Genomic DNA, 7,317 nt, shown 5'->3' with positions numbered 1-7,317 from the left:
ACCAAAGATGAGCGGCCTCAAGACCCCCGAATAGCCGCTGAGCTGGGAAAACGCACTCCGGAGCCGTGGGCAAACGGCCCCGGAGCCTCCTCATGTCCATCGCTACAGGTCAGCCCCCAGATTCGCTGCGGCCGTATGCCCACCAACTGTCGAACCCGGGGAACAGAGCTACAAACAAATCAAGGACGAACTCGGCTGGGCCGACTTCCAGGTCCGCTCCGACCGCGCCATCCGCCGCCACCAGACCCTGATCAACTGCGCCTTCTCCTTCTGCTGGGACCAATGGTTCGCCCCACCCGGACCCCTGGATGCCACCGCACCAGACCCGTGCCCCGACGAGGGGCCAGAGAGGGGGCCCAGACCAACCCCACCGGCCCCAACAGCCTTGCTGGCCCAGGGCCTTACGCGCCATACGTTCCTGGCTCACCCCCGCCGTCACCCTCAACCGATGGTGGCGAGCCCGGACGGACAAGGACCCACCCTCCGACCTCCAGGCCCTGATCGACGCAGTCACCACCGGACAGGGCATTGACCTCTACTGCCGAAACTAACGAACTACCGTTAGTTGGCCGAAGCAGGCTGAGCGTAGGCGCAGTGGATTGGATATAGCACCCCACTGAGCGCAGCCAATCACGCCACCCGGAACAGGCGCACCCAGCGCTCCGCTCTTGATCCAGCGAAGCGGAACCAACATAATCCTTAATGGATTGGAAATCACAACCCACGAGGCCAGGTGGCGCCATGCAGAAGAACCGCAGACCGTACGACACCCGGGGAGCCGCAAGCACAGCAGCCCCGGTCGTTGTGATCGCACCCGACAAGTTCCGAGGCAGCATGACGGCCGGCGAAGCTGCCGCCGCGTTGGCCGACGCCGTGCGAGCCGTCCTCCCGAACGCGCATATTTCCCTCTTCCCCATGTCCGACGGGGGTGAAGGCACCATCGAGGGACTCCGGTCCGCCGGTGCGGAGATCCGGGGGCGCCAGGTGTCCGGCCCTCTGGGCCAGCCGGTATTCGCGCGCTGGGCGCAGCTCGGCACCGTCCACTACGTGGAAGCCGCTCAGGCATGCGGCCTCGAACTGGTCACCGCGGACGAGGAACGACGCGCAGTCCGCGCAACCAGCTTCGGTGTCGGTGAACTCCTGCGTACCGCGGCCGAGGGATCACCGCGGCGGATCGTCGTCGGGCTCGGCGGGACGGCCAGCACCGACGGTGGATTCGGAATCGCATGTGCCCTCGGCTACGGCTTCCTCGATCGCCACTGTCGTCCGCTCCCGGCGCATCCGGACTCGCTCTCCCAAGTGTGGGAAATCGTGCCGCCAGCCGGTGCCCCCCTGGGCGACACCGAACTGATCGCAGCCACCGACGTGGACAACCCACTTCTCGGCGAGGAAGGGGCAGCAGCCGTCTTCGCTCCTCAAAAGGGCGCTTCGCCGGAGGAGGTCGACGAACTCGAATCGCGGCTCGTCGGCTGGAGCGCGGCCATCTCCCGCAGCTTCGGCCGCGATGTCGCCGGACTCCGGGGAGCGGGTGCGGCCGGCGGCATCGCGGGCGGGCTCATGGGGCTGTGCCACGCCCGCACAGAGCCTGGCGCGCGCCTCATGATCGACCTGCTCGGCGTTCCCCATGCCGTCCGAAGAGCCGATCTCGTCATCACGGGCGAGGGCTCGTTGGACGCCCAAACGGTCAGGGGCAAGGTACCCGTGTCGGTCGCCCGGCTGGCCCGTGCGGCAGGAGCGAACGTCATCGCTGTCGCCGGTCGGATCGACAGGACGAACGCTCAAGTGGAGCACCTTTTCGACGCGATGGGCGAACTGAGCGCGGAGACTCGTACTGGCGAGGATTCCTTCAACGACGCCGTCGCACTCGCTGAGCGGCTTACCCGACGGCTCGTCACGGATTGGTTCAGGAGCACCTGGGGAACTGGATCGCGGCATGACAGCGACCGAAGCATCGCACCACCAGGCGTCCCGTGCGAGCGACCGCGAGCAGAAAGCGCAGGTCGTCTGCACGAAGTCGACGGGGATCGACCGTACCGCGGTCGGCCTCCCGAAGAGGGGCCGCAGTGTTGTCAGTTGAGGGGGAGCGGGGATTCACGAGACCACGCTAACTCCATTTCTGCACATCCCGTCTGCGGGAGCTGAAGAACGCTGGGCTGCATCCACGGGTGTTCTCCGGCACGGTGCCCGGCCCGACGGCCGACTCCCTGGTCTCAGGGCTGCGGGTGCTGCACGAACACAAGGCGGACGCGGTGATCGGGTTCGGTGGCGGCAGCCCGATGGACAGTGCCAAGGACCTCGCCCTGCTGGGCGTACAGGGCGGCCACATGCGCGACTACAAGGCACCCCGCGTCATTCTTGGCCGCGCGCTCCCCGTGGTCGCGGTGCCCACCACGGCCGGCAGCGGATCCAAAGCGCCCCAGTTCACCGTCATCACCGACAATGCCTCGGCCGAGAAGATGCTCTGCTCGGGGCCGGCGTTCCTGCCACTCGCCGCCGTGGTCGACGTCGAGCTGACCATGTCGATGCCGCCCCGGCTCACCGCCGACACCGGCGTCGACGCACTCACGCACGCGGTCGAGGCGTACGTCAGCCGGGAGTCCAACCCATTCGCGGCCAGCCTCGCGCTCGCCGCGATCGGGACCATCGGCCGCCATCTGTGCCGTGCCTACACCGACGGCGGCGACGTCGAGGCCCGGGAAGCGATGACGCTCGCAGCCACCCAGGCCGGCATCACCTTCTCCAACACCAGCGTGGCGCTCGTCCACGGCATGAGCCGCCCGATCGGCGCGCACTTCCATGTCGCCCACGGCCTGTCGAACACCATGCTGTTCACCGCGGTGACCGCCTTCTCCGTACCCGCCGCGCACAGCCAGTACGCCGACTACGCCCGCGCGCTCGGAGCCGCTACTGTCCAGGACAGCAACGCATCGGCCGCCGGCAAACTCGTCGATGCGCTGCGCACCCTGTGTGCAAACCTGAAGGTGCCCACACCCGCGGCCCACGGCATCGACAAGGACGAGTGGACCCGCCTGACACCGCTCATGGCCGAGCAGGCAATCGCGTCCGGGTCCCCGCCAACGATCCGCTGGTCCCCACCGCGGAGGAGATCCAGTATCTCTACGCGCAGATCTATGCCTGAGACACCTGGAGCGGACCCGCATCGTCGAAGGCCGGATCACCGGCAAGGCGCAGACCGCCGCCGGGCTGGGCAGAGCTGGTCACTGTATGTCCAGCAGCACCTTGCCCATCGCTCCTCGTTCCAGGGCTTCGTGAGCTCGCGCGGTCTCCTCCAGCCGGTAGCGCAGCAGCGGGAGTCCCGCTTCGTCACCCACGGGCAAGGCGCCCGAGCGGAGCGCATCGTCCACAGCCATGAGCGCCCGCGCCTTGGCGGTCTCGTGCATCTCGAATGTGATCAGGAACTGATAGCGCAGGTTGCGGAACATGTGGGGACCCACTGGGAGCGACAATTCGCTGCCCCCCGTGTCGGCGTACACCGCGACGCACCCGTGTGCATGCGCCACTGCCGCGTTGAGGGCGGCGTTCTGCGCGGGGGCCACTTCGACAATGACGTCGACGCCCTGTGGAGCGAAATCACGGATCTTCTGCTCGGTGTCCGACCGCCCGCGGAGAACCACCGCGTCGGCCCCGGCCGCGGATGCGAGCTTCGCCTTCTCTTCGGTGCTCGCAGTCGACACCACGCGAGCGCCGGCCCATCGGGCCAGTTGGATCGAGGCATGTCCTACGGCGCCTGAGCCCCCGGACACCAGCACAGTGGCCCCGGAGAGCGCTCCCTCCTCAAGGCGCGCGGGGGCGTCTTCGTGCACTGTGAGCGCACGATGCGCCGTCATCGCCGGAATCCCGATCGCTGCTCCTGTGTCGAAGGAGATTCCGTCCGGCAGCGGAACGGCAAGGTGCTCCGGCACCACGGTGTACTCCTGCGCGGTTCCTGTCGACCGACGAAAGGCTGCTTCCCGCAGCCAGACGCGCTGCCCCTCCCGCAGCTTCCGCACTCCGAGGCCCACGGCGTCGATCAGTCCGGCGCCGTCGTTATGAGGAACCACCTGCGGGAACGGCGTGGGCTCCCCTCGGCCTTCACGGAACTTGTAGTCCACCGGGTTCAGTCCCGAAACCACCACCTTGACCCGGACCTCGCCCTGCCCGGGCTGGGGCACCTGGCGTTCGACCAGGTGCAGTACCTCTGCCGCGGGTCCAGTCCTCTCGTACACGACGGCTCTCATCATCACGCCTCTCAGTCATTGGCTTCCTCCCACTCCTGGAGGACCGGGGCGGACGTCGAGCGGTGTCCTGCCCTGCGGGTCTCCGCCGTGGGAACAGGGCGCGAACGAGCCGAAGTGTCGGCTCGTCCAGCGCGTGACGTTGCCGGTCGGTCGCCGACATCGCGTTGCGGTCGACCCGCTCCTGCCACGGAAAGCGGCAGGGGTCCGCTTTCGGCCCGGCAGGACAGGTCTTCGGCAATGTCGTCTTACGTGGTCTCCCGCAGCCCGGGCACGAGCAGCCGGTCGAAGACAAGGCTGAAGAAGGCGTCGAACGGCGTCGCCGAGCGGCTGCTTCGAGCTGCCACGAGAGCTCCTTCCCAGGCGGACAGCAGGAAGACCGCGGTCGTATCCGGGTCGACCGTCGAGTCGATGTCCCCGGTCGTGATCGCGTCGCGCAGCGCCCCGGCCAGGGCACGGCTCCACTGGTCGAATCCTTCGCAGATCCTGCAGCGCAGCGCAGTGCTGTGGTCGGCCACCTCGGCACCGAAGTTACCCAGCAGACAGCCGCGGGTGAAACCGTACTGTTCCTGCTCATCACGCAAGAACTCGAAATGTGCGCGAAGTCGCACCAACGGTTCGACGGATCGGTCGGACAGCTCGTCCAGACGCCTGGTCTCCCCGTACAGTTCGAGGATGGTGAGAGCCAGGGCTTCCTTGCTCTCGAAGTGGTTGTAGAACGACCCTTTCGGCACGCCGGCCGCCTCGGTGATGTCCTTGACGCCGGCCGCGTTGTAACCGTGCGTGTGAAACACGTCTGCCGCCGCGTTGACGATCTCTTCGCGCATGCTTCGCCTGGCCATGAGCACCTCCGTCATCCAATATGAGCAGTCGTCTTCCCTTTGTGTCAACCATGGAGGATCGCCTTGACCCGCTTCAAGATGACCGGTCACTATGGGACTCGGCGGGTGTGGCCCACAGGGCTGAGCGCCGGCTTGAGCCCTTGCCGCCCACTGCGGCCCGCCGATCGCCACCGATCAGAGATCCGCATCCACGGAGGGTTTCCATGTCCCAATACCGAGCTGTCCAAGTCACCGGCTCACGCGTCTTCTCCACCGTCCAGCGCGCCCTGGAGGCGCCGCGGCCCGGCTTTGTGCGCCTGCGGGTCGAGGCATGCGGGGTGTGTCACTCGGACGCGCTGGCCGTCGAGGGGCTGCGGGCCGACCCGTCGGCGCCCGTCGTTCCCGGCCACGAGATCGTCGGCGTGATCGACGAGGTGGGCGAGGGCGTCAGCGCCTGGCGTGTGGGAGAACGTGTGGGCGTCGGGTTCCTTGCCGGGCACTGCGGCGAGTGCGAGCCCTGCCGACGCGGGATCTTCGTGCACTGCGAGAACCAACAGCAGATGGGTACGACGGTCGACGGCGGCTACGCCGACTATGTGATGGCCCAGGCAAACGGCCTCGTCCGCATCCCGGAAGGGCTTTCCCCCGTGGAGGCCGCGCCGCTGCTGTGCGCCGGACTGACCTCCTTCATGGGGCTGCGATCCATCGACGCAGAGCCCGGAGCCCTGGTGGCAATTCAGGGCATCGGTGGACTCGGCCACCTCGCGCTCCAGTACGCCGCGAAGCTCGGCTATCGCGTCGTCGCGATAGCGCGCGGCAGGGAGAAGGAAGAGCTGGCGCGCTCGCTCGGCGCCGACTACTACATCGACAGCATCGCCGAAGACCCGGGTCGGGAACTGCAGGGTCTGGGCGGCGCCGCCGCCGTCGTCGCCACGGCAGCAAGCGGGCCGTCCATGTCGCCTCTTGTGCCCGGACTCCGGACTCGGGGCCAGCTCGTCGTACTCGGTGCCGACGCCGAGCCCATCGCTGTCCAGACAGCAGACCTCGTCTTTGGCAGCCGCACGATCACCGGACGCCTCACGGGCACACCGATCGACAACGAGGACAACCTTCGCTTCAGCCTCGCGCACGGCATCCGGCCGACAACCGAGGTGATGCCGCTGTCCGACGCCCCCAAGGCATACGAATACATGATGGCTGGGAAGGCCCGATTCCGCGTCGTCCTCGACACCTTGGCGTAGCCCACCGCTCCAACCGGACAGCAAAGGGCCGGAGTTCAACGGCGAGGGGGCCGTGAATACCTGTTGCACCACCCCTCGGATTGGACGTGCAGCACGAATGCAGGCTTGACGGCCATGACCGCCTCACCCGTCACCTTCCACAGGAAGTCGACATAAGCAAAACACTTATGGCTATGTTATGGTCAAGTCTCTGCCGACAGGGTTCGTGGCGCCCGGCGACACCCCGCGACCGCGCGGCTCCTGTGCAGCCTCGTTCCCGGTACCGGATAAGGAACAGTGATATGAGTCTTCAACTAGGCGACGTGGCGCCTGACTTCGTGGCCGTCACGGCGACGGGAGAGCTGCGGTTCCATGACTGGCTGGGAGAAGGCTGGGGCATTCTCTTCTCGCACCCCGCCGACTTCACTCCCGTTTGCACGACGGAGCTTGGCACGGTTGCCAAACTGGAAAAGGAGTTCGCGAAGCGCAATACCAAGGTCGCTGCTGTTTCGGTTGACAGCGCAGAAGACCACCGCGTCTGGGCGGAGGACATCGCCGAAACTCAGGGCGCTGCAGTGAATTACCCCATGATCGCTGATGCAGACCGTAAGGTTTCCGAACTCTACGGCATGATCCATCCCAATTCATCGGACACCGCGGCAGTTCGGGCCGTCTTCATCATCGGGCCGGACAAGAAGATCAAGCTGACGCTGACCTACCCGGCCAGCACGGGTCGCAACTTCACCGAGATACTTCGGGTACTCGACTCGCTGCAGCTCACGGCCGAGCACCAGGTCGCCACGCCTGCCGACTGGGAGCAGGGACAACAGGTCATCATCACTCCCGCCGTCAGCGATGAGGAGGCCGCAGTTCGTTTCCCCGGATTCCGTGCCATGAAGCCGTACCTGCGCCTGACGGACCAGCCGAAAAACGCCTGAGTCTCCTGAGAAGCTGTTGTCTTTCCGGGTGTGATCGGTGCGTTTCCGCTGGTCGGGGATAGCAGTGGTGATTCCGTGGGAGTGGTGGCCTGTCGGGTTGTCG

At 66.7% G+C, this 7,317-nt stretch carries 5 protein-coding genes and 1 pseudogene; 4 read left to right on the top strand and 2 right to left on the bottom strand.

Annotated elements, in window-relative coordinates:
* The first annotated feature begins 741 nt into the window (after positions 1-741).
* Together ACIRPX_RS45695 and ACIRPX_RS45690 are read left to right on the top strand one after the other, a co-directional pair.
* Entirely contained in the window at positions 742-2,142 is a 1,401-nt protein-coding gene (locus ACIRPX_RS45695) for a glycerate kinase (RefSeq protein ID WP_404206097.1), read from the top strand.
* A gap of 23 nt (positions 2,143-2,165) precedes the next feature.
* Positions 2,166-3,008, top strand: a pseudogene (locus tag ACIRPX_RS45690) (iron-containing alcohol dehydrogenase); the annotation flags it as partial.
* A 210-nt stretch (positions 3,009-3,218) separates the two neighbouring features.
* On the opposite strand, the gene ACIRPX_RS45685 reads toward ACIRPX_RS45690, so the two are convergent.
* Both ACIRPX_RS45685 and ACIRPX_RS45680 read right to left on the bottom strand, forming a co-directional pair.
* Complete coding sequence (locus tag ACIRPX_RS45685) at positions 3,219-4,238, bottom strand: NADPH:quinone reductase (RefSeq protein ID WP_404206098.1); 1,020 nt, start codon at positions 4,236-4,238, stop codon at positions 3,219-3,221.
* 245 nt (positions 4,239-4,483) lie between these two features.
* The gene (locus ACIRPX_RS45680) at positions 4,484-5,077 is read right to left on the bottom strand and encodes a TetR family transcriptional regulator C-terminal domain-containing protein (RefSeq protein ID WP_404206096.1); all 594 of its coding nucleotides are present in this window, start codon (positions 5,075-5,077) and stop codon (positions 4,484-4,486) included.
* Between the two features lie 203 nt (positions 5,078-5,280).
* On the opposite strand from ACIRPX_RS45680, the gene ACIRPX_RS45675 reads away from it, so the two are divergent.
* Together ACIRPX_RS45675 and ACIRPX_RS45670 are read left to right on the top strand one after the other, a co-directional pair.
* A complete protein-coding gene (locus ACIRPX_RS45675) occupies positions 5,281-6,297 on the top strand; it encodes an alcohol dehydrogenase catalytic domain-containing protein (RefSeq protein WP_404206095.1) in 1,017 nt (338 codons plus the stop codon).
* A gap of 281 nt (positions 6,298-6,578) precedes the next feature.
* Positions 6,579-7,214, top strand: a complete 636-nt coding sequence (locus ACIRPX_RS45670) for a peroxiredoxin (protein WP_404206094.1) — start codon at positions 6,579-6,581, stop codon at positions 7,212-7,214.
* Positions 7,215-7,317: the final 103 nt, after the last annotated feature.

This window comes from Streptomyces sp. NPDC101225, from assembly GCF_044767585.1.
In the GTDB taxonomy this organism is placed as follows: Bacteria; Actinomycetota; Actinomycetes; order Streptomycetales; family Streptomycetaceae; genus Streptomyces.
This window is presented reverse-complemented; position numbering and strand designations above follow the sequence as displayed.

Excerpts from the sequence above, each read along its gene's own strand:
- ACIRPX_RS45695 (WP_404206097.1), top strand. The coding sequence starts at position 742 with ATGCAGAAGAACCGCAGACCGTACGACACCCGGGGAGCCGCAAGCACA.
- ACIRPX_RS45685 (WP_404206098.1), bottom strand. The coding sequence starts at position 4,238 with ATGAGAGCCGTCGTGTACGAGAGGACTGGACCCGCGGCAGAGGTACTG.
- ACIRPX_RS45680 (WP_404206096.1), bottom strand. The coding sequence starts at position 5,077 with ATGGCCAGGCGAAGCATGCGCGAAGAGATCGTCAACGCGGCGGCAGAC.
- ACIRPX_RS45675 (WP_404206095.1), top strand. The coding sequence starts at position 5,281 with ATGTCCCAATACCGAGCTGTCCAAGTCACCGGCTCACGCGTCTTCTCC.
- ACIRPX_RS45670 (WP_404206094.1), top strand. The coding sequence starts at position 6,579 with ATGAGTCTTCAACTAGGCGACGTGGCGCCTGACTTCGTGGCCGTCACG.